Genomic DNA, 19,311 nt, shown 5'->3' with positions numbered 1-19,311 from the left:
CCACCCTTGTCCGGCAAGCGCCTCCAAGATCGGCACACTGAGCTGTCCCCGAGCCGCCTGGCCGGGCGGGTGGTCGTGGTGAGTGGAGGGCGGTGTCCGGACGGGAAGAAGTTTCTGGTGGACGGGTCCACGACCAGGACCGCCTGTTCGCCGGGAGCTTCCGCGTGCTCGGCTACCCAGTCGGCGTCGATCTGTCCACCTCGGCCCCGCGTCTCCTCACCCGTGAGCTGACCGCACATCGCCACCAACAGGGCGCGCCGTGGCGCTGGCTGACCACCGGACGGCAGGCTCTGCCGGTGCCGGCCCGGCTGAGGGCGCGGCCACAACCACACTCAGCTCACCGCAGGGTGCGGAATCGGCATCGCCACCGCCTTACCGGTACATCACCGAGCCGTCGGCCTCCCGGCCTCCCGGAGCGCCAGCGCCCGCGCGGTGCGGCTCGCGGTGAGGCCGGGGTTCACCGAGGCGGAGCAGTCCAGGAATGGGGCGCCGAGCGGTGGTTCGGTGTGTGGTGCCCGGCCGTGCCGCCTGGCTGAGCCCGCGTTCGGCGGCGCAGGGCCGCCGGGCGGACCGCACGGGCGTCAGCCTCGGCACGCCGCTGGGCCTCGGGCAGTACGCCGGGAGGGGGAACCGCACGAGGAAGGGGCAAGGAGCAGCCGGGGCGCGGCACCGGTCACCGGGACCCGCGCGTTCGAGTTCGGCGGCCGTCCCGCCGTCGTGCCGGAGGAGGGCCGTGGTGGGGGGCACCACCACCACGGCCCGGTGGTTCATCCGGTCGTGGTGAGGAAGCCGAGCAGCTCGGCCAGGAGCTGGGCGGGCGCGTCCAGCGGAACGAGATGGCCCGCGTCGGGGATGAGGCGCAGCCGTGCGCCGGGGATGAGAGCGGCCAGTTCGTGGGCCTTCGCGGCGGGGATCCAGGTGTCCTGCTCGCCCCAGCACACGGTGACGGGAACGGTGATCTGCGGATACAGGCCCTGGATCTCGTCGGTGAAGCGCTGGTCGGCCTGGGCGATCTGGCGGTAGAAAGCCGCCTGCCCCGTCTCGTCGGACCAGGGCAGCAGGAGAGCATCGGCCGTGCCGGGGCGCAGCCCCCTGTGACTTGCCGAGGCGATGTACTCCCTTACCAGCGCGCGGTGCAGCGGCGGCGGGAGCTGTTCGAAGACCTCGGTGTTCTCCCCGACCAGCCGGAAGAAGGGCGAACCCCAGGGGGCGAGTGCGACGGGGTCGACCAGCGCCAGCCTGCGGTACTCGGCCCCGTGCAGCAGATGGGCGCGCAGGGACACGCACCCGCCGAAGTCGTGTGCGACCACCGAGGGCCGGGACAGTCCCCAGTGTTGGAGGAGTCCGCCGAACAGCTCTCCCTGCGCCGCGAGTGACACGTCCTGGCCGCTGAACTTCTCGGACGCGCCGTAGCCGGGCATGTCCCACACGAACACCTGGTAGCGCCGGGCCGCCAGGGCGCGGGCGATCTCCTGCCAGACGTAGGAGGAGAACGGTGTGCCGTGCATCAGGACCACCGGCTCCCCGTCCTTCGGTCCCAACCGGTCCCAGCGGACGGTTCCGGACGGGCTGTCGTAGGTCCGGTGCAACTGCCAGCCTGCCAAAGCGGCCTTTCCTTTCGTGAGCGCGTGTCCGGCCGTGGTGTGCACGGCCCCGGAGCGGTGCCGTGCGCACCGCGGACAGCTTCTCAACCGGCGACCGGTACACCGCGTACCAGGTAGCGGGCCAGGCGCCGGGGCGAGAGTGCGGACCGCCTCGGCGCAGGTGGCCGGTCCGTCCGTCCCGGTACAAGGCCTCGATGCCCGGATGTCCGCGCAGCCAGGCTTCCGCAGTGGCGGCTTCGCGGCCGGGCGGTACCTCGATCCGCTCACCGGTCCCGGCGTTGATGACGATCGTTGCGTAGCTCTGCCGGCGCCCCAGGGCGAAGTCGTCGACCCCGGTCACCCGCGGGATCCGCACCGCCGGCACGGGCACCCGCCGCAGCAGCCGCGGGGCGGAGGCGTACGGCACGGGCACGGCCGGCGATCGGGCGGGTCGGGCGGACGCCCGGCCGCACAACTCCCTGACCAGCTCGGAGAGCCGGCCGGTCAGACGTGTGGTGCGGCACTGATGGCGCTCCAGAAGTCCGGGGACCTGCTCTGGGAAGGCCTGCCGCCTGCCGCCTGCCGCCTGCAGCCCAGGACCGGACAGACCGGCCGTCGTGTCCTCACCCGGACCACGACCTGCCGGCCGTCGACCGGCACATCCCGCACCGTCCGGCCGTTCACTCGGTCCGAGCGGAAGCACGGCAGTCACTGTCGGCGTACGTCTGAACGTGCTCAACCCCGTACAGGTGAACGTGCTCAGCTGACGATGCGCCGACCACGGGTTCTCGTCAGTCCGCGGTGGACGGTCGACAGCGTCAGACGGCCGGGCACTTCTCACGCCACCTTGATGACGACCTTGCCCGAGGCGTGACCGTTCTCGACGGTGGCGAGGGCGGCCGGGGCGTCGGAGAGCGGATGGACCGCGGTGATCACGGGTGCGAGGAGTCCGTCGAGGGCCAGCCGGGCCGACCGCTCCAGGTTCTCGCGGTCGACGCGACGCTCGACGAAACGCCCGCCGAGATCGGGCACGGACATATCACCCACAGCGATGACGTTGCGGGGATCCTGGGCCAGCGGAGCGACCGTCCGCAGCGAGGTGCCTCCGGCCAGGTCGACGATCCCGTCGAAGCCGTCCGGAACCAGCTCGCGTGCCGCGGCGGCGACGTCCTCGGCGGTGTAGTCGACGAACCGCACCCCGATGGCCTCGGCATGCTCGCGTTTGGTGGTACTCCCGGTGCCGACCACACGCAGCTCGCGCCCGATGGCCGGCCGGGCGACGGCGAGGCCGACCCCGCCCCCGACTCCGTTGACCAGGACCGTGGCACCGGCCGGGAGGCCGAGCTGGTCGAGCACGTCCACCGCGGTCGTCCCGGCCACCGGCAGCGTTGCCGCCACGGTCGCGGACAGGCCCTGCGGGATGCGCGCGGTGTTCGGCGCGGACAGCACCGTCGTCTCGGCGTAGGTGCCGCCACCGGTGAGTGCGAAGCCGAAGACCGCGTCACCCACCTCGAGCCCGTTGACGTCCTCGCCCCGGGCGAGGACGGTTCCGGCTGCCTCCATGCCCAGCACACGGGGAAACGGACGCCCGCCGTCGAGCCCGTCGACCGGACCCGAGCGCAGAAGGTGGTCCAGGGGATTCACGCCGGCGACGTCGACCTGGACCAGCACCTCGCCGCGACCGGGGACAGGGTCGGGACGATCGAAGAACTCCCGCACCTCGGGCCCGCCATACCTGCCGAAACCCCACGCCTGCCCCATCTTCCGCGGCCTCTCGTACGACCGGCCCGGTGATTCCGGGCGTTGTCGCCATCCTCACCTCTGACATTGATGTGAGGGGCAACCGGCTGAGACGCAGATCACAGCGTCAGACCGACCGCGCCACCGGTTCCGGGGCCGTGGACAGCTCCGTCCGGTGCCGGCTGTTGGCCCTGATCAGCACGTCGAGTGCATTCCGGGTCTCGATCAGGTGCGCGATGTCGGCGTCGATCCGGTCGCGCTCGCGCATCATCGCCGTGAACGTCTCCTCGGCGACGCCCAGGTCACCCGGGAGGTCCACACACGGCAGCACAGTCGCGATCACCCTGCTGGACATACCCGCGTCGAACAGCTGCCGGATGAGTGACACGCGCTGGACCGCGGCATCGGAATAGTGACGCTGCCCCGCGTCGGAGCGTGAGCTTGTCAGCAGGCCCTGCTCTTCGTAGTACCGCAGTGAGCGCGGACTCACGCCCGTGCGCTTGGACAACTCGCCTGTCCGCATCCCTGAGAGCCTACGCCCGCGTGCTCCGGGTTCGGACCGCCGTCGAGTCATGGACGCCCGCGGACACCCCCACGGCCGCGGGGTTGTCCTTCGAGGACGAGATCGAGACCGTCCTCCTCATCCGCTGCCCGTGCGGAGGAGCGGGTTCGCTGCGAGCCAGCGGCGGATTTGCCGGGCCCGCTGCTCGTCCCCGAGACGGTCACTCATGTGTGCCTCCGCCTCCAACACGCCGTGCAGGGAGGTGAGCACGCTGGTTGTGGTGCCACCGAGAGCGCGGCAGATCCTCACCGCCTCGTCCGCTGCGACCAGCGCGCCCGGCGGATCGCCCGTCATACAGCGCAGGGACGCGAGGACGGCCAGCGCGTCGACGAGCTCGGACTCGCCGGCCTCCGCGTCGGCCGCCGCCAGGTGACGCCGGATCTGCACCGACTCCTCGGTGACCTGCACAGCCTCCTCGTACTGTTCCGCCCCGAACAGCAGCATGCCGAGGTGGAGCAGGCACTTGGCGATGTAGGCGTACACCTGCGGAGGAACCCCGGTCAGACGCTGCCACACGCCAACGGCACTGCGTAGATTCTCCACCGCGTCCTGAGAGCGTCCGGTCTCCATCTGAAGCCAGCCCAGCCGCGTCGAGCGAAGGAGGTGCTCCAGGGACTCGTCGGCCAGACCTGTCCGGATGCGGTGCCGTCCGATTGCGACGGCCTGCTCCAGGACGCCGATCGCCTCCACGACACGGCCGACCCCTTCGAGCAGATTGCTCTGGTTGTTCAGGGCGGAGAGCAGCGAGGGCTCCCACCGCAGGTCGGTCCGAGCCAGACGGCGCATGCGTTCCACGCCCTTCTCGGTGACGTGGAGGGCCTCCTGCCGGTGTCCGGCCTGCACCAGCCGAACACCGAGTTTGATCAGGGATTCGGTCAGCAACACCTCGTCTCCCGAACCCGGTTCGGCCACACGCTCGTACAAGTCCACCGCTTGTGTGAGCACCCGGAGCGCCTTGTCAGGACGCCCCGCTTCCCAGAACTGCGGCTCCAGGTTCGTCAGCCGGAATGCGACGCTGCTTTGTTCACGGGGCTCCGCGTCGGTCTCATGGGCGAGCCGGCACAGCAGGTCCACCGCCTCCTCCACGGCCGGGAGCGCCTCCCCGTCCCGGCCCACCCTCCGCAGGCAGTCGCTCAGATTGACGAGGACGTGTACGTACAGGAGGCGGTGTCCGCTGTCGGCTTGCACCACGTCGCGCAGGATCCCGACCGCATTCTCCTGGTGCTGCAGCGCTTCCTCGTGGCGCTGCGCCCGCGTCAGTTGCCGGCTGAGGCTGTCCAGCGACAGAGCGTGACTCGTCACCGCGGCGGGAGAGTCCTCAATCCGTACGCGGCGCTTGCCGAGCGTCACCCGCTCCTGCGCGACCCGCAACGCCAGCATCTCCAGGCAGCTCTCCCTGTGCGGCAGGAGAACACTCAGGTACACCAGGGTCCCGTGGTCGAGTTCCGCCCGGTCGATTGACCGGAGCAGTTCCTGCTCGATGTGCCGCGCCTGTTCCACCCGGCCGGCTTCGTGATGTGCTGTCGCGGCGCGTACGAGCACGGTGAACAGCTGGATCTGCTGGTCGGTGGAGCCGTCGGCGAACAGGGGGGCCACGGGCAGGGACAGGGCGGGATCGAACAGGACCCGGCAGACGTGGTGTTCGCCGACGCGGTCGGGCCGGAGGGCACCCCAGTAGCGGTCCTGCTCCGGTGGGTAGAGGGAGCGGAGCCAGGCGGCGACGCCCTCGACGGTGCGGACGGGGAGACCGAGGACACCGCGGAGCGTGGCCACGGCCTCGGCCTGGTCGGCTGCCCCGCATAATGTGGCGACGGCCACGGCGGTGTGCAGAGTCTCGTTCAAACTGTCCGGTGGTACACCGTCGAGCCGCCCCGCGTGGTCGCGGGCGGACCGCATCCAGTACCGCTGCTCGTGGCGGAGGAGGACGGCGGCAGAGTCGTCCGGGGAGCGCGTGACGTGCGCGGTCCCGTGTTGCAGCAGCGCCGTCAGGGCTCTCGTCAGCAGCGTGAGTGCGCAGGCGTACTCCTCGTCCGCCAGGTCGCGCGGGGGCCTCAACGCACGGGCGAGGACGCCCCACCCGGCCTTCGGACGGCCGGGGAAGTCCGGAAGCCGGTCCAGCAGGCGGGCGAAGTCGGTCACCGCACCGGTGTAGAGCGCGGCCCGCGCCTCCTGCGATTCTGTGGCGGGGGCCAGCGGGGCGAGCGCGGTGACGGGGGCGCGGGCGAGGATCTCTTCCGCGTACGCCGCGCCGAGACCGTCCTGCCGCCAGCTGCCGTCGGCACGGGCGAGGAGCAGGACTCTCGTCGGGTGGCGGGTGGTGCGCAGGTGCTCGACGACGCGGCGCACGAGGTTCGGCCGGGAGTCCGCGTAGTCGATGACCAGCAGCAAAGGAAGCGCGGTGTCCAAGGACGACAGCTTGTCGGCGGGTACGTCTCTGTCGCGCAGCGACGTCCGCAGGTGCCCGGTGACCCAGCCCTGCCCGCGGAGCTCGTCAGTCAGGCGCCGGGCGAGACGGGTCTTGCCCTGACCGGCGGGCCCGGTGACGACGCGGACGGAGAAGGTCTGAGGGTCGTGCTCGCACCAGTCCCTCAGTTCGCGCAGTTCCCTCTCCCGCCCGTGGAACGTGACGACCTCGGCGTCGGCCCGCAACAGCATGGCGGGAGAGCGCAGGTCCCCTTCGCGGGCTGCCGGTTCCAGCAGCTCGGCCGGTTCAGCCGGCTCCAGGAGGGGGTCCCAGCCCAGGGAATGCTCCGTGATCACCGCGCGGAAGTCATCGCACTTCAGGAGTTCGGCGGCCGGTGTGGCGACCAGCCAGCTCCCGCCTGTCGCCTGCCGGTCCACGCGGACCACTCCGCACACCAGGTCGCCGCCTTGTCCGCACAGCAGGGCAGCGCCGGACATGCCCGCCAAGGGGCCGGAGAGGGTTGGATCCCTGCTGAGGATTTCGTAGCGCTGGGCCAGCGAACCGGTGCCCGGCAGGATGTCGCCGTCCACCTGCCCGTCCAGGCGCGTGCCGCCGGCGGTGCGCTGCTGCTGGGGGAAGCCGACCATGGTGGCCGGGTACCGCCGGGTGCCGATGAGGTGGCCCCACCGCTGGGGCGGTTGGCTGCGCAGATCGGCGAGCGATCCGGGGGCCTCCCAGTCCGGTACGTTGCCGACCTCGACCAGGGCGGCGTCGACGGTGTCGGTGCAGCGGTACCAGCGCACCCGTGCGGTGAACTGCCTCGACCCTGCGTCGGGCCGGCACACCGTCACGGTGCCCGGGGCCGGCCCCGACGCGTCACCCAGGACGTGTGCAGCGGTCAGCACGAGACGTGGTGCCACCAGATAGCCGGATCCGAAGCGCGTCGTCCCGTCCCCCGGCGCCTCCTCCCCGGGTCGGAACATCCCCGGCCGGTAGCGGCGCACCTGCACGCGCCGGTCCCACTCGATCACGATGCTCGCCCCCGTCCCCCGGCGCTCGCGTGCCGCCTGCTATTCCCAGGCGCCGACGAGAACGTCACCGCCGTCGGGGCGGTGCGGTTTGAGCTGCACTGTGACCGTGTGCGTCGTCCGGTCCGCTCTTTCCCGCCTGGCGCCGAAAGTGACGACACTGAAGCGCAGCCCGCCGTCGGCTCCCCGGGTGCGGGTCAGCTCCATGCCGAGTTCCAGCGTGATGTCGCCCAGGCCGAACAGCACACCCTTGTGCCCGGCATCGGTGCCGTCGAGGCCGGCGATCCTGGCCTGAGCCTCGGCGATCTGGTCACGCAGCAGCGTGATCGCGTCCGCGAGGTCCAGTCCCTGCTCGCCGTGCCCGTTCCCGCTTCCCATCCCCAGTCCCCCTCGTCCACCAGCCGAGTTCCGCCGGTACGGAAGGGGACGATAACCGAACGTGGTGCCGTTCACACCGTCTTCGGTGAAGCCGCTGTGAACGGGGCCGGCGTGGCGGGGCCCGGCCACACGAACCGACGAACCCACCCTGGCCAGTAGGCCAGCAGGCCCACAACCGAACTGTGCGGGCGGGGGACCTAGGCTTTTCGGACTACGGCGTGGCGGGCTCGGCCTTCCGCCGAGCCCGCCACGCCGGCTCCCTAGCGGAGCCGGAATCGTGTCATGCCGTCAGCGTTGCAGTGTCAGCAGACCCGGGCGGTAGGGCAGGAGGCCGTAGTCGCCGCCGGAGTTGGGGCTGCGTCCCTGGTAGAGCAACTGCAGATTGCAGGGATCGACGGTCATGGTCTGATCGGGGCTGGTGCGGATCAGTTCGCCGTGGCTGATGTCGTTGGTCCAGGTGGCGCCACTGTTGGCCTTGCCGGCGAAGGGATTGTTTTCGGTCGCGGCCTGGGGTGTCCAGGAGCCGTTCAGGCTGGTGGCCGTGAAGGAGCGGAAGTACCGGCCCTGCGAGCCGATCGCCTCGACGATCATGAGGTAGCGGTTCTGGCCCTGCAACTTGTAGACCTGTGGGGCTTCGAACAGGTTGTTCGTCGTGTCGCTCATGATTACTGTCGAAGCCGAGCCGAAGTTGCCCGGGAAGTTCCCGATCGGCATGTTCGCCCGGTAGATCTTGCCGTTGTCACCGGCGAAGAACAGGTACATGTTCGTGCCGTCGCCGATGAGCGTCTGGTCGATGGGCCCTGTTCCGGAGTCGGAGATGCTTCCGGAGAAGAGCACCTGCTCGGATGACCAGCCGTTCGGGTTGGTGGGGTCGCTCGACGTCCGGTAGGAGAAGGCGGTCCTGCCCCACTGGTAGGCGAGCACCCAGACGTTCTTCGGAGCGAAGTAGAAGAGCGTGGGTGCGACGGTGGAATTGGACATCGTGTTCTGGCTGGCCGAGGCCATCTCCGACCAATTGGTGAACAGGCCGAAGTTCATCGAACCCCACCTCGTCCCCGTGTCGTGCGTGGTCGCGTAGACGAGTTGTCTGCCGTTGTAGGGGGCGACGGTGAAGTCCTTGAGCGAGACCCACCCCTGCTTGGGCTGCGCCAGCGCGCCCGTCGATGTCCAGCGGTAGGTCGACGGAAGATCACACGAGCCGGGGGTTTCGGTGCCGACCTTGACGAGCCGCCACTGCTGGTTGGCGCCGCCCCAGTCGTCGTACTGGACGATGTTCGCGTTGTCGGCGGTGGAGGCACCTTGCACTTCGAGGGCCTTGTTGCTGTGGCGCGAGACGAGCCTCACGTAGCCGTCCGAACTGTCGGCCAGCCGCCACTGCTGGTTGGTGCCGTTCAGGTCGGTCCACTGGACGACCGAGCCGCCGTTCGCGGTGGACCAGTTGTAGACGTCCAGTACCTTGCCCGAGTGGCGGGACTTGATGCGGTAGTAGCCGTCGCCGGAATCGACGAACTGCCACTGCTGCTGGTTCTGGTTGTTCCTGGTCCATTGGGTGATGCGGGCGCCGTCGTCGGTCGCCAGGTTGTAGACATCCAGGGCTTTGCCGCTGTTGCGGTTGACCAGCACATACGAGGCGTTGGGGTCTACGGTTGCGGCTTCGGCGGGCTGGGCACCGAGGAAGGCGGCCGCCAGCAGTAAGGAAACAAAGACGCCGAGTAGGCGCCTTGGGTGGACCGGAGACGGGTGGCGAAGCCACATCAGAGGGCCTCCTTGGGGGCGGGGGTGAGATGACGCCGATGAACCGTGGAACGGCCGTGCCGGAGGCAAGGGCGGGTTCGAAAGTTTCGGAGGTTTCCCGGTTCTGTGACGCCACAAGCTAGGAAGGCGGGGCCTTCCGGTCAAGGCCTGTCGCCGAGCTGTCCGTAAACACTTCCTTCCCCTCGGAGGCGACAAGCCGTCACGCCGACTGGGCTTCCGCAGGTTCATGGTGCGGCTCGCCGGTCCAGGGATCCGCCCGGCTCGCGAGGGTTCGAAAGTTTCGCGTGCGGGGCGAAAATCTTTCGCGCCGCGAGGGTTGACGAGGTGCTGTCAATTCCTCAGTATCTTGTCTGGATGGTCGACCATGGTTCGATACTTCGAACGTCGTGGTCCTGTGCGGACTGCGCTGTACGGCAGAGCCGCGCACAGCAGCACGACAGATCCACACACCGAAACACCCGCGCCACCCCGTTCTTCGTTCCGGTGAGGCTCACACCGGCGCATCCTGACGCCTCGTGCAGGCGGAGAGGTGCGCGACGGCGCGTGACGCCCCCGGCTGAGCAGCGTTGGAGTGCCCCCGTGCCTGTGTCGGAAGACCGCTGCCGCCCGGCGTACGTCACTCGGCGGCCGGCCGGGCGCCGTCCGTGCCGGTCGAGATCCTCCCGGCTCCCATGACCGCGGTGTCCGGTGGTTCCGTTATTTCTACCTTGGAGGCACAGCCATGGGCTCTCATGCCCTTCCCAGATCCGTTGTCCGGCGGAAGCTCCGCGCTCTGCTGCTGACGCTGGTCGCCGGCGTCCTCGGTGTGGTCGCCGCACTGGTCGCGCCACCGTCCGCTCAGGCAGCCGAGAGCACGCTCGGCGCCGCCGCGGCGCAGAGCGGCCGCTACTTCGGCGTCGCCATCGCCGCGAACAGGCTGAGCGACTCGACGTACGCGACGATCGCGGCCCGTGAGTTCAACTCGGTGACGGCCGAGAACGAGATGAAGATCGACGCCACCCAGCCGCAGCGGGGCCAGTTCAACTTCACCGCCGCCGACCGCGTCTACAACTGGGCGGTGCAGAACGGCAAGGAGGTGCGCGGCCACACCCTGGCCTGGCACTCCCAGCAGCCCGGCTGGATGCAGAACCTCAGCGGCAGCGCACTGCGCCAGGCGATGATCGACCACATCAACGGCGTGATGAGCCACTACAAGGGCAAGATCGCGCAGTGGGACGTCGTGAACGAGGCCTTCGCCGACGGCAGTTCGGGAGCCCGGCGCGACTCCAACCTGCAGCGCACCGGCAACGACTGGATCGAGGTCGCCTTCCGCACCGCGCGCGCCGCCGACCCGTCCGCCAAACTCTGCTACAACGACTACAACGTCGAGAACTGGACCTGGGCCAAGACCCAGGCCATGTACCGCATGGTGAAGGACTTCAAGCAGCGCGGCGTGCCGATCGACTGCGTCGGCTTCCAGTCGCACTTCAACAGCGGCAGCCCCTACAACAGCAACTTCCGCACCACGCTGCAGGAGTTCGCCGCCCTCGGCGTTGACGTGGCCATCACCGAACTCGACATCCAGGGAGCCTCGCCCTCGACCTACGCCGCCGTGGTCAACGACTGCCTGGCCGTCTCCCGTTGCCTCGGTGTCACCGTCTGGGGCGTGCGCGACAGCGACTCGTGGCGCTCGGAGCACACGCCGCTGTTGTTCTACAACAACGGCAGCAAGAAGCCCGCGTACACCGCCGTCCTCGACGCACTCAACGGCGGCTCCACCACTCCGCCGCCCGGGGACGGCAACACGATCAAGGGCGTCGGTTCGGGCCGCTGCCTGGACGTGCCCAACGCCAGCACCACCGACGGCACCCAGGTCCATCTGTGGGACTGCCACAACGGCACCAACCAGCAGTGGACGTACACCGATGCCGGCGAGCTCAGGGTCTACGGCGACAAGTGCCTGGACGCCGCCGGCACCGGTAACGGTGCCAAGGTCCAGATCTACAGCTGCTGGGGTGGCGACAACCAGAAGTGGCGCCTGAACTCCGACGGATCCATCGTCGGCGTCCAGTCCGGCCTCTGCCTCGACGCCGTCGGGGCCGGCACCGCCAACGGCACCCTGATCCAGCTCTACTCCTGCTCGAACGGCAGCAACCAGCGCTGGACCCGCGCCTGACAAGGCCCGCCACCGACGAAAGGGGGAATCGGTGACGGCCTACGGTGCTGCTTCCCCCACCCCACCACGAGGTCGTCGCTGATGGTCACGAGGGTCGCCGCCGTGACGGCGGCGACCCTCGTGACCGGCTTGCTCGCCGGAGTGAATCCGGCACCCGCCGAGGCGGCGACAGCGAGGTTCTTCGGCGTGGCCACTGAACGGGTGACGGGCAGGGCCGCGTGACGAGCGAGACCCCTGGGTGGTTGGTCGAGGTGTCTGACGTCTCAACTCACCAGCCAAGGAGTCTTGTTGCCGACCTGCCCTGCCGCACTCGGCCTGCCGCACACGCTCGCGGAGTGGGTCACCGTGCTCATCGTCACCCGCGAGGGCGACCGCCGCTGCAAGCTCCCGCCCCACCAGCGGGCCATGGCCGCCCCGGTCCACCTGCGCGAGCACCCCACCCTCGCCAAGATCGCCGCAGGCTTCGGCATCAGCGAAGCCACCGCCCACGCCTACGTACACAGCGGGACCGCGCTGCCGGCGGACAAGGCTCCCTCCCTCGCCCGCGCCCTGCGGCGGGCCGGGCCGGACTACGTGCTGGTGGGCGGCACCCTCGCCGAGTGCGACCGGGTCGGCGACGGCGAAGGCGACTACTCCGGCAAGGCCCGGCGGCACGGCGTGACCATCCAGGCCGTCACCGGCCCGGCCTCCGCCGCTGACACCGGCCTGCCACCCGCGACCAAGGTCTTCGGCGGCGCGGCCGCTCTCGCGCTCGGTATCGCCGCGGTGCTGCTGCTCCTGGTCGTCCGGCCCTGCCTGAACGGCGCCGACCACGCTTCCTTCCCCTGCCGGGCCGGGCTGGACGAGGCTGCCGTCCGCGCCTGCACGGGCGGCGACCCCCGCCCCGCCCAGGTGCGGGTGATGTCCATCATCGCGATGGCCAAGTCCGCCCGGCTGCGCTGGGCGGTCGACTGCAGCCTGACCGCCCTGGCCCTCCTCGCGCTGGCCGCCGCCGGCGCCGCCTGGTGACGGCGGCCGCGATGACCGCCTCCGGCCGTATCGACCGTGTCCGCGCCGCGGCCGCCACCTGGCCCGCCTCGCAGGTCCTGTCCCCGGACGCCCTGCGCGGCGCGGTCAGCGACGACTTCTCTGTCGAGCTCACCGTGTTGAGCACGAGCTGACCTCAGTCCAAGGGCCAAGTCCCGCACCCGGCACCGGGGTTCAACCCACGCGAAGCGGCCCGCGATCCGCTGCGTCAGGCCCTCGAACGACTCCTGCCAGCGGGCACGGTCTACGCTGTGACCTGCGGCCACCGCATGATCTCCAGTCTTCACACACCGATGATCAACGGTGGCCGCACCCGTTTTCACAGCGCCCTCACCGCAGATCGTGCCTGGAGGACATATGCAACACGGCGAAGTCTGGTGGGTCGAGTTTGATGAGCGACGGCCGGTCGTGCTGCTGCCGGGAGACGAGGCGTCCGGGCTCCGGGCGATGCAGGTCGTCGCTCCGGCGGGCGTCGACATCAGCGGTCTGGGCGTGGAAGTGGCCGTGGGCGCCACGGAAGGACTGCCCTTTGAAGGCGTGCTGCGGTTCGCGTTCCCGCGTCCAGGCTTCACCCCGTGCACGTGGCTGACCACCGTCTCCCGGGACGACCTGATCGAGCGGGCAGGCGTGCTGTCCTCCGTGAAGCTCAGCGAGATTGAGGACGCCCTCCGTGTTGCTGGACAGCCGCAGGAGTGGACCGAGACGGCAGCCGCGAAGCTCAGCGAGATGAAGGATGCCCTCCGCCTCGGCGGACTGGAATAAGCGGGCAAGGGACGGACGCCGCCGACGGTGTGGACGATCTCGTCCAGATGGTCAACGCTGCAGCGGTGCGCCCCGCACCTTCCGGCGGGCCCGGCTCGTGAGCATCTTGGTCGTGTCGGTGGACCGGCCGATGATCTCGCCGATCTCGGCGAAGGGCACCGCGAACATGTCGTGCAGGACGAACGCCAGCCGCTCGGTGGGGGTGAGGGTGTCGCGGCCCACCAGCAGGGCGAGCCCGACCGATTCGGCGAGCACCGCGTTGTCCTCGGGCGCCGCTCCGTCGTCCACGGTCACCACCAGCTCGGGCAGCCGGTCCTCGTACGACAGCACGGCCCGGTTCTTCCGCGACCGCTCGGTGTGGCGCTGGGTGAGTGCGTTGCGTGGGACGCCGGCTTCGAGGGCGAGGGCGACGATGGTCAGCGGCCGTCGGAGCGTTCGGGGCGTCCGTGCAGGATGCGGTCCATCGCGGCGCGGATGCGGTCGCGTTCGTCCAGGGCGGGGTGAGGCGAGGTCGGCTCCGGCGTAGCGGGCCCGGAGGTTGGTGGCGGTGCCCGCGCCGTAGACGAACAGGGCGACAAACAGCAGGGCCGGGGTGCCCAGGACAGCGGCGGTGATGACGTCGGCGGAGCCGACGGCGACGGCAGGTGCGCGGTTCCTCCGCCATCAGTGCGATGCCGGCTCGTCCGCGCACCGGGATGCCCAGGCCGGGCCCGCCCTAAGGTGAAGAAGTGCCCTGCCCGGATCCCTCGCCAGGAGGAGCCCTTCCGGTTTCCGGTCCCGCGCCGCAGTGAACGCTGCCATCCCGGGTGTGAGTAGTTGAGGTACAGGAAATCCCGGTGAGATTGATCTTGCTTGGGTTCGCCTACCTGGGGTTCAGCCAAGGTGAGGCCAAAAGCCACAATGCCGCGATGAGCGCGGTCCTGAGGGCATGAACATCGAGGTCTTGGTCGTGCCGGACTGCCCGAGCGAGGAGCCCGCGGCCGACCTGCTGCGGCGAGCGCTGGACGATATTGGTCTGCGCGACATCGGGTTCGCCACCCGCGTGGTCACGGGGCAGGAAGAGGCCGAGCGGATCGGCTTCACCAGCTCGCCGACCATCCTGGTCGACGGACGCGACCCGTTCGCAGAACCGGAGGGTCAGCCGAGATACGGCCGGAATGGATAGCAGCGCGATCTTGAGTGTGTGATCGGTGCCCCTGCGGACCGATGTGACACAGAACGTTGCCGAGTCGCCCCAACCGCCGGAGTGGATCTCCGCAGGTCGCCCGGGGCGGCTCGGGCTCTGTGTCACACGGCCGGTGCCCGTCCGGGGACGGGATTCAGCAGCAGCCGGGCGGCGTGTCGCCGGTGAGGAGCGCCTCGGTGAGGGGTCGGCCGAGCCGGTACGCCTCGAACACGGGCAGGACGGTGGCGCCAGGGTGCTGATCGAGCCGGTCCTTGCCCGCGTCGGGGGTGGCGAAGAAGTGGACCTGGTTGCAGAAGGCGGTGCGGATGGAGGCCGGGGCGTCGGGGGTGACGATCGAGACGACGGCGGTGGTCGGCTCCACGCTGGTGACCTGGTCCGGTTCGACGGTGAGGCGGACGGGGGTGCCGGTGGCGTGGCAGGGGGAGGTGACGCGGGCGGGGCGGCCGAGGACGGCGGGGAAGATGAGGGTGTCCAGCGCGCACCAGGTGTAGAGCTTGCGCCCGTCGACCTCGAAGTGGTGCGGGGTGGGGTTCTGGGTGAGGCCGCTGCCGGTGATCCGGCCGCTCTCGTCGTATTCGGTGTCGGGGTTGGCGGCGAGGGCCCCGCGGACCTGGTCGGGGGTGCGGCCGGTGGCCTGGGCGATCTGCTCGACGGTCACGGGTCGGCCCTGGGCGAGAAGTTGGAGGAGCGGGCGCCACAGCCAGGGGCGGGCGCTGGCGGCTCCGCCGCCGTTGAACGCGGCGGTCAGCCGGGTGGCGAGCTGCTGGGCCTGGGAGTCCATGGGCGCGGGTCCTTTCCGGTGGTGGGTGGGGTGGGTCAGCCGGCGCAGCAGGAGAGCTTGGCGACGTCGGAGGTGAAGGTCTGGGCGGCGAGCTTCAACGCTTCGGCCATGGTCAGGTAGGGGTGCCAGGTGTGGGCGAGCTGGTCGACGGTCATCCCGGCGGTGATGGCGTAGGTGGCGGCGGTGATGATGTCGCCGGCGCTGTCGGCCAGGACGTGGGCGGCCAGCAGCTTCCCGCTGCCGCGTTCGGCGATGAGCTTGACCAGCCCGCGGGTGTCCCGGTTGACCAAGGCTCGGGGGACGTTCTCCAGCGGCAGGGTGCGGGTCTGGTGGGCGATACCGGCCTCGGTCAGCTGGGCCTCGGTCATCCCGACCGAGGCGATGGCGGGGCTGGTGAAGGTGACCTTCGGCAGCGCGGTGTAGTCCAGGGTGCGCTCGACGCCGTCCAGGGCGTTGTCGGCGACCAGGGTTCCGTGCGCGGCGGCGACGTACACGAAGTCCGGGTGGCCGGTGACGTCTCCGGCCGCCCAGATGCGCGGGTTGCCGGTGCGCAAGTACTCGTCCACCACGACCTCGCCGCTCTCGCCGGTCTTCACCCCGACCCGCTCCAGGCCGAGTCCGTCGGTGACGGGCCGTCGTCCGGTGGCGATCAGCAGGCGACTGGCGCGCACCTGCTGCTCACCGTCGGGGCCGGTGAGGGTGGCGAGGATTCCGTCGCCGTCGCGGCGGACCGCACGGAGCTGGGTGCGGGTGTGGACGGTGATGCCCTCCTCGCGGAAGATGTCCTCGATTCCGGCGGAGATCTCCGGCTCTTCCCAAGAGGCCAGACGGGAGCGGACGGCCAGGGTGACCCGGCTGCCGAGGCGGGCGAAGAGCTGGGCCTGCTCCAGGCCGACGTAGCCGCCGCCGAGGACCAGCAGGTGCTCGGGGAGTTGCTGGAGTTCCATGGCGGTGGTGGAGGTCAGGTGGTCCACCTGGTCCAGGCCGTCGATGGGCGGCGCGGTGGGGGCGGAGCCGGTGGCGATCAGGTAGTGGGCGGCCTCGATGGTGGTGGTGCCGCCGTCGTTCAGCGCGACCTGCAGGACGGGGCCGTCGGCGAAGGTGGCGGTGCCGTGCACGATCCGCCAGCCGTACTCGGCGGCCAGGTCGGTGTACTTCTCCGCCCGCAGCTGTCCCACCAGCGTGTCCTTGCCGCCGATCAGCGCGGGGAAGTCCAGCGCGGGCTCGGTGGCCTGTATGCCGGGGAACCGGCTCGCCGCCTGGGCGCCGTGACGGGCCTCGGCGGCGGCCAGCAGCGCCTTGGACGGCACGCAGCCGACGTTCACGCAGGTGCCGCCGGTGATGCCGCGCTCGACCATCACCACGCTCCTGCCCTTGTTGCGGGCCGCGATGGCCGCGGCGAACGCGCCGGCGCCCGAGCCGATGATCGCCAGGTCGTAACCGGTGTGTGCCTGGAGCACAGCACTACCTCCCTCAGTGGGGTCCAGCGCCGCACGCCGGACCCATTCCTATGCGCCTTGCCGTATTGCAGATGGCCACCTTACTATGCGGGTAAGCAAATAGCTGCTGGTGGAAAGGCCCTGCCCATGAATAACCCTGTCCTTGCCGGATCCCCGGCCACGGCCGAGGTGCCGTGCACACACCTGGACACCACGGCCCGGTTCTTCCGCGCGCTCGCGGACCCCACCCGGCTGAAGCTGCTGGAGTTCATCCAGCGCGGCGAGCGCACCAGCGCGGAGTGCGTCGAGCACGCCGGGATCTCCCAGCCCCGGGTGTCGGTCCACCTGTCCTGTCTCGTGGACTGCGGTTACGTCAGCGCCCGCCGGGACGGCAAGAAACTGCGCTACTCCGTCGGCGACCCCCGCGTCGCTGATCTGGTCATGCTGGCCCGGTCGCTGGCCGCCGACAACGCCGCCGCCCTGGACTGCTGCACCCGCATCCCCGGAGAGGGAGAGCAGCGATGACGCCTCCGCCCACCCAGCCCGGTGACCGCCGCGGCGGCCTGCTCGGCACCCTCGCCGTGGTCGGCGTCGCCCTGCTGCCGATCATCTGCTGCGCCGGGCCGGTACTGCTGGCCAGCGGCGCCCTGGCCGGACTCGGCGGGGTGCTGGTCAGCCCCTGGCTGCTGGCCCCGGCCGCGGTCCTGATGGCCGGCGCTCTCGCCTGGTGGCTGCGCCGCCGCACCGGCAACGGCGATGCCTGCTGCCCCCCGGCCACCCGCACCGACCCGCACGAGGGCGACCTGCTCCGCAAGCACTGACCCGGTCGGCACAGGCTCCCCGCCTCCCGTTCTGCCGGCCACCGCCGCGCTCCCCCATCCGCTCCCTGCCGACCGGGACCACCCGTCCAGTCCCGGCCTTTCGAGGAAGGCCCGCACCACCCATGACCTCACCGCCCCCCACCGCCCGCCGCACCCGCCTGCGCCGCCGTACCACCCTGGCTCTGGCTGCGGCTGCCACCGCTGCGCTCACCCTGTCCGCCTGCGGTACCGACACCAAGGCGAACACCTCCGGTACGAGCGCCAGCAGTGGCAATGCCTCTGCCAAGGCGGACACCGTCACCCTCCTTGACGACACCACGCTGGCGGTGCCCGCGAACAAGCCCTCCGCCCTGTTCTTCTTCTCGGTGGGCTGCGGCGAGTGCGCCGGCGGCGCCAAGAACCTGGACAAGGCCGCCCAGGCGTTCGACAAGGCCGGGAAGAAGGCCAACTTCCTCGCGGTGGACATGGACCCGAGCGAGTCGAAGCAGACGATCAGGCAGTTCCTCGACTACATCAAGGCCCCGACTCTGCCCGCCACCATCGACAAGGGCGCCGCCCTCTCCCAGCGCTACCAGGTCGCCGCGCTGTCCACACTGATCGTCGTCGACCCGCAGGGCAAGGTCACCTACCGGGCCACCGACCCCTCGGCCGACCAGATCCAGAACGCGCTGAAGAAGGCAGGCGCGTGATGAACGGCCTGCTCGCCCTCGCCTTCGCCGCCGGGATGCTCGCCCCGGTCAACCCCTGCGGCTTCGCCCTGCTGCCCGCCTGGATCACCGCCGCCCTCGGCGAGAACGACGCCTCCCCGTTGCCGGTACGCCTCACCCGCGCCCTGCGCTCTGGCGCCGCCCTCACCCTCGGCTTCGCCGGCACCCTCGCAGCCGCCGGACTCATCGTCAGCGCCGGAGCCCGCGCCCTGATCCAAGCCGCCCCCTGGCTGGGCCTGGCCACCGGCATCCTCCTGCTGCTCCTCGGCGCCGTCATGCTCACCGGCCGCACACCCAGCCTGCGGCTGCACCTGGCCACCAAAACCCGCCGGTCGGCGGGCCCGCCGACCGCCCGGCGCATGGCGGTCTTCGGCGTCGGCTACGCCGCCGCATCCCTGTCGTGCACCTTCGGCGTGCTGCTCGCCGTCATCGCCCAGGCCCAGGCCACCGCCAGCTTCGCCGGACTCCTCGCGGTCTTCGCCGCCTACGCCGCCGGATCGGCCGCCGTCCTGCTGCTCGTCGCGGTCACCACCGCCGCCGCGGGCGCCGCCCTCACCCGCAAGATCACCGCCCTGGCCCGGCACGGCACCCGCATCACCGCCGCCGTCCTCGTCCTCACCGGCGCCTACCTGGCCTGGTACTGGTACCCCGCTGCCACCGGCGGCGCTGCCACTGCCGCCCCCGGCGGCGGCCTCGCCACCTTCTCCGCCACCGCCACCGCCTGGATCCAGGCCCATACCACCGCCATCGCCGTCACCGCCCTGGTGGTCGTCCTCGCCGTGGCGGCCGCCGCCATCCGTCACCGCACACGGCAGCCGGCCCGCCACTCCACTCCCACCGGGACAGCCCCCTCCGCCGCCGCAGGGGACGACTGCTGCGCACCCCGGCCCGTCCCCACACCGGCCTCAACCGACCGCGACAGCGACGGCCACTGCTGCTGACCGCGCCCACGCCCAGACCCGCCGCGGCCGGGAACAGACCAAG

16 protein-coding genes and 3 pseudogenes are annotated in these 19,311 nt (G+C 70.7%); 9 read left to right on the top strand and 10 right to left on the bottom strand.

Features of this window, described 5'->3' with window-relative positions; all coding sequences use genetic code 11:
• Positions 1-767: 767 nt before the first annotated feature.
• From ACLIYP_RS00725 to ACLIYP_RS00695, 7 genes and pseudogenes are all read right to left on the bottom strand, one after another.
• The gene (locus ACLIYP_RS00725; protein ID WP_412711170.1) at positions 768-1,604 is read right to left on the bottom strand and encodes an alpha/beta fold hydrolase; all 837 of its coding nucleotides are present in this window, start codon (positions 1,602-1,604) and stop codon (positions 768-770) included.
• A 172-nt stretch (positions 1,605-1,776) separates the two neighbouring features.
• Positions 1,777-2,264, bottom strand: a pseudogene (locus ACLIYP_RS00720) (transposase); the annotation flags it as partial.
• Between the two features lie 156 nt (positions 2,265-2,420).
• Positions 2,421-3,344, bottom strand: a complete 924-nt coding sequence (locus ACLIYP_RS00715) for an NADP-dependent oxidoreductase (RefSeq protein WP_412711169.1) — start codon at positions 3,342-3,344, stop codon at positions 2,421-2,423.
• 106 nt (positions 3,345-3,450) lie between these two features.
• A complete protein-coding gene (locus tag ACLIYP_RS00710) occupies positions 3,451-3,846 on the bottom strand; it encodes a MerR family transcriptional regulator (protein ID WP_412711168.1) in 396 nt (131 codons plus the stop codon).
• Between the two features lie 117 nt (positions 3,847-3,963).
• Complete coding sequence (locus ACLIYP_RS00705; RefSeq protein ID WP_412711167.1) at positions 3,964-7,320, bottom strand: tetratricopeptide repeat protein; 3,357 nt, start codon at positions 7,318-7,320, stop codon at positions 3,964-3,966.
• Between the two features lie 39 nt (positions 7,321-7,359).
• On the bottom strand, positions 7,360-7,695 hold the full coding sequence (locus ACLIYP_RS00700) for a trypco2 family protein (RefSeq protein ID WP_412711166.1): 336 nt from the start codon (positions 7,693-7,695) through the stop codon (positions 7,360-7,362).
• A 288-nt stretch (positions 7,696-7,983) separates the two neighbouring features.
• On the bottom strand, positions 7,984-9,450 hold the full coding sequence (locus tag ACLIYP_RS00695) for a non-reducing end alpha-L-arabinofuranosidase family hydrolase (protein ID WP_412711165.1): 1,467 nt from the start codon (positions 9,448-9,450) through the stop codon (positions 7,984-7,986).
• Positions 9,451-10,171: 721 nt separating this feature from the next.
• Here ACLIYP_RS00695 and ACLIYP_RS00690 point away from each other — a divergent pair.
• The 4 genes and pseudogenes from ACLIYP_RS00690 to ACLIYP_RS00675 all read left to right on the top strand — a co-directional run bounded on the left by ACLIYP_RS00690 (position 10,172) and on the right by ACLIYP_RS00675 (position 13,393).
• On the top strand, positions 10,172-11,605 hold the full coding sequence (locus ACLIYP_RS00690; RefSeq protein WP_412711164.1) for an endo-1,4-beta-xylanase: 1,434 nt from the start codon (positions 10,172-10,174) through the stop codon (positions 11,603-11,605).
• Between the two features lie 288 nt (positions 11,606-11,893).
• Positions 11,894-12,289 (top strand): annotated as a pseudogene (locus tag ACLIYP_RS00685) (helix-turn-helix domain-containing protein); the annotation flags it as partial.
• A 335-nt stretch (positions 12,290-12,624) separates the two neighbouring features.
• Entirely contained in the window at positions 12,625-12,765 is a 141-nt protein-coding gene (locus ACLIYP_RS00680; protein WP_412711163.1) for a hypothetical protein, read from the top strand.
• Positions 12,766-12,988: 223 nt separating this feature from the next.
• Positions 12,989-13,393, top strand: coding sequence for a type II toxin-antitoxin system PemK/MazF family toxin (locus ACLIYP_RS00675; protein WP_412711162.1), 405 nt, complete (start codon positions 12,989-12,991; stop codon positions 13,391-13,393).
• A 72-nt stretch (positions 13,394-13,465) separates the two neighbouring features.
• Here ACLIYP_RS00675 and ACLIYP_RS00670 read toward each other — a convergent pair.
• Positions 13,466-13,744 (bottom strand): annotated as a pseudogene (locus ACLIYP_RS00670) (sigma factor-like helix-turn-helix DNA-binding protein); the annotation flags it as partial.
• A gap of 577 nt (positions 13,745-14,321) precedes the next feature.
• Here ACLIYP_RS00670 and ACLIYP_RS00665 point away from each other — a divergent pair.
• Complete coding sequence (locus tag ACLIYP_RS00665) at positions 14,322-14,558, top strand: hypothetical protein (protein WP_049803811.1); 237 nt, start codon at positions 14,322-14,324, stop codon at positions 14,556-14,558.
• Positions 14,559-14,712: 154 nt separating this feature from the next.
• Here ACLIYP_RS00665 and merB read toward each other — a convergent pair whose 3' ends face one another.
• Entirely contained in the window at positions 14,713-15,360 is a 648-nt protein-coding gene (merB, locus tag ACLIYP_RS00660) for an organomercurial lyase MerB (RefSeq protein ID WP_085575621.1), read from the bottom strand.
• Positions 15,361-15,395: 35 nt separating this feature from the next.
• On the bottom strand, positions 15,396-16,820 hold the full coding sequence (merA, locus tag ACLIYP_RS00655; protein ID WP_013678699.1) for a mercury(II) reductase: 1,425 nt from the start codon (positions 16,818-16,820) through the stop codon (positions 15,396-15,398).
• A gap of 126 nt (positions 16,821-16,946) precedes the next feature.
• Here merA and ACLIYP_RS00650 point away from each other — a divergent pair, with 126 nt between their 5' ends.
• From ACLIYP_RS00650 to ACLIYP_RS00635, 4 genes are all read left to right on the top strand, one after another.
• A complete protein-coding gene (locus tag ACLIYP_RS00650; RefSeq protein ID WP_412711161.1) occupies positions 16,947-17,324 on the top strand; it encodes an ArsR/SmtB family transcription factor in 378 nt (125 codons plus the stop codon).
• Positions 17,321-17,620, top strand: coding sequence for a mercury transporter (locus ACLIYP_RS00645; protein ID WP_085575620.1), 300 nt, complete (start codon positions 17,321-17,323; stop codon positions 17,618-17,620). Before ACLIYP_RS00650 ends, ACLIYP_RS00645 begins: the two co-directional genes overlap by 4 nt.
• 122 nt (positions 17,621-17,742) lie before the next feature.
• Positions 17,743-18,309 carry a TlpA family protein disulfide reductase gene (locus ACLIYP_RS00640; protein WP_359132963.1) on the top strand — a complete coding sequence of 189 codons (567 nt, stop codon included), beginning with the start codon at positions 17,743-17,745 and terminating at the stop codon, positions 18,307-18,309.
• The gene (locus ACLIYP_RS00635) at positions 18,309-19,268 is read left to right on the top strand and encodes a cytochrome c biogenesis CcdA family protein (RefSeq protein ID WP_359132961.1); all 960 of its coding nucleotides are present in this window, start codon (positions 18,309-18,311) and stop codon (positions 19,266-19,268) included. The genes ACLIYP_RS00640 and ACLIYP_RS00635 overlap by 1 nt, the downstream gene beginning before the upstream one ends.
• The last annotated feature ends 43 nt before the right edge of the window (positions 19,269-19,311 follow it).

It is taken from the genome of Streptomyces nanhaiensis, assembly GCF_046614825.1.
GTDB classification, from domain to species: domain Bacteria; phylum Actinomycetota; class Actinomycetes; order Streptomycetales; family Streptomycetaceae; genus Streptomyces; species Streptomyces radiopugnans.
Note: the sequence above shows the minus strand (reverse complement) of the source record. Positions and strands in the feature narration are given on the sequence as shown.

Excerpts from the sequence above, each read along its gene's own strand:
- ACLIYP_RS00715 (WP_412711169.1), bottom strand. The coding sequence starts at position 3,344 with ATGGGGCAGGCGTGGGGTTTCGGCAGGTATGGCGGGCCCGAGGTGCGG.
- ACLIYP_RS00710 (WP_412711168.1), bottom strand. The coding sequence starts at position 3,846 with ATGCGGACAGGCGAGTTGTCCAAGCGCACGGGCGTGAGTCCGCGCTCA.
- ACLIYP_RS00700 (WP_412711166.1), bottom strand. The coding sequence starts at position 7,695 with ATGGGAAGCGGGAACGGGCACGGCGAGCAGGGACTGGACCTCGCGGAC.
- ACLIYP_RS00695 (WP_412711165.1), bottom strand. The coding sequence starts at position 9,450 with ATGTGGCTTCGCCACCCGTCTCCGGTCCACCCAAGGCGCCTACTCGGC.
- ACLIYP_RS00690 (WP_412711164.1), top strand. The coding sequence starts at position 10,172 with ATGGGCTCTCATGCCCTTCCCAGATCCGTTGTCCGGCGGAAGCTCCGC.
- ACLIYP_RS00680 (WP_412711163.1), top strand. The coding sequence starts at position 12,625 with ATGACCGCCTCCGGCCGTATCGACCGTGTCCGCGCCGCGGCCGCCACC.
- ACLIYP_RS00675 (WP_412711162.1), top strand. The coding sequence starts at position 12,989 with ATGCAACACGGCGAAGTCTGGTGGGTCGAGTTTGATGAGCGACGGCCG.
- ACLIYP_RS00665 (WP_049803811.1), top strand. The coding sequence starts at position 14,322 with ATGAACATCGAGGTCTTGGTCGTGCCGGACTGCCCGAGCGAGGAGCCC.
- merB (WP_085575621.1), bottom strand. The coding sequence starts at position 15,360 with ATGGACTCCCAGGCCCAGCAGCTCGCCACCCGGCTGACCGCCGCGTTC.
- ACLIYP_RS00650 (WP_412711161.1), top strand. The coding sequence starts at position 16,947 with ATGAATAACCCTGTCCTTGCCGGATCCCCGGCCACGGCCGAGGTGCCG.
- ACLIYP_RS00645 (WP_085575620.1), top strand. The coding sequence starts at position 17,321 with ATGACGCCTCCGCCCACCCAGCCCGGTGACCGCCGCGGCGGCCTGCTC.
- ACLIYP_RS00640 (WP_359132963.1), top strand. The coding sequence starts at position 17,743 with ATGACCTCACCGCCCCCCACCGCCCGCCGCACCCGCCTGCGCCGCCGT.
- ACLIYP_RS00635 (WP_359132961.1), top strand. The coding sequence starts at position 18,309 with ATGAACGGCCTGCTCGCCCTCGCCTTCGCCGCCGGGATGCTCGCCCCG.